The following is a 1411-nucleotide window of genomic DNA, read 5'->3' on the forward strand; positions in this document are numbered from 1 at the left end:
TGACAATAACGTAGGCTATCAAGTATGATTTCTTTGTATTCTAGTCTGGTAAATACATCAATCCATTCAATTACTGCAAAGCTTACAAAATAAACACCTTCGGGGTTTTTGAACTTATAATTTCTACTCATTACATGACTTAGTTCGGAAACAATTAGAGTATTAAAGTAACATAAATTCATGAATACAAAAAAGCCTGACATTTCTGCCAGGCTGTATTTGTTGTTACTATAGTTATTGCCGAAAATGCCACACGAAAGGATTCGTGCGGCAGCGGGGGTAACAAAGAATCTTTCATTTCTAATATGGCTCTTATTTCACCAGTTTCATAATATAGAGTATCTATAGATTCATTAATAATTTCTTCCTGAGATAAATTGGCTTTATTCAGAATAGTATCAAATGCAAAAATGCATAACAAACCAGTTAATTGTATTTTAAAGAATATCATCTATATATTTTGTAAGGTAAATTTATCTATTGGGTATAAGTGGCAAAGTATCTCTTGTTTTGTATGATATCAAGATCTGACTATCTGGGAAATTAATTTAAATTTTGGTAGGTATCTTCAATTTCAAAGCGATACTCCAATTTTAGAATTTCATCGAAGAATAACTTGTAATTTCTAGTGAAGAAAATATCCATTAGTCTCTTAACTTTAGCTGGATCATTGGAATCTAATAAGTAACATTGGACATATCCTTTTTCGATCTCTTTTCCACTTTTATCATATACACTGCGACTTCCTACCCAAATTGAGTATTGAAAGGAATTGTTATTAAGAGGAAAAGTTGAAACTGAAAAATGTGTATTGTTCTTAGTATCCATAACTTCTAGGAATGACACATTTTCATTTCCAGATTTATCTTCTTCCCAATATTCTTTTTCCCAATCAATAGACTTAAAATCTTTCCAGTGCTTATTAAGTGTTGTTGGTCCTAAAATATAGCACCAATCGTCTTTCTCTTTTGGGGTATGTAACCTGCTAATAAATCCTTCATTATTTTCTTTTTGAGGAGAGTTACAGGCAGTAATGCAATAAATCATTATTAAAATGATACTGAAATTTGCACGAGGCAATTTTATAAATTTAAATGGCATAAATGTTTTTTAAGATTAACTCTAGATAGTACATGAATGTTTTAGTGGGTTTGTAGGAACAAATAAACTGTTCCATAAATTAGAGTATTAAAGTAACATAAATTCATGAATACAAAAAAGCCTGACATTTCTGCCAGGCTGTATTTGTTGTTACTATAGTTATTGCCGAAAGCCACACGAAAGGATTGATTTTATAAAACTTTGTTTCGTTCGGTAGCGGGGGGTTGAAAGAAAAAACCCACTCACATTGCTGCAAGTGGGTTGTGTTTACATTATTTTCTTTGAAAATAGATACGAGCGGAAAACGCTC

At 31.3% G+C, this 1411-nt stretch carries 1 protein-coding gene; it reads right to left on the reverse strand.

Features of this window, described 5'->3' with window-relative positions; translation table 11 throughout:
* Nucleotides 1-543: 543 nt before the first annotated feature.
* Nucleotides 544-1101 (reverse strand): hypothetical protein, encoded by a 558-nt coding sequence (locus tag M0051_RS19510; protein WP_306743248.1) that lies wholly within the window; start codon nucleotides 1099-1101, stop codon nucleotides 544-546.
* Nucleotides 1102-1411 lie beyond the last annotated feature (310 nt).

It is taken from the genome of Marinifilum sp. D714 (genome assembly GCF_030851345.1).
Taxonomy (GTDB): Bacteria; Bacteroidota; Bacteroidia; order Bacteroidales; family Marinifilaceae; genus Marinifilum.

Excerpts from the sequence above, each read along its gene's own strand:
- M0051_RS19510 (WP_306743248.1), bottom strand. The coding sequence starts at position 1,101 with ATGCCATTTAAATTTATAAAATTGCCTCGTGCAAATTTCAGTATCATT.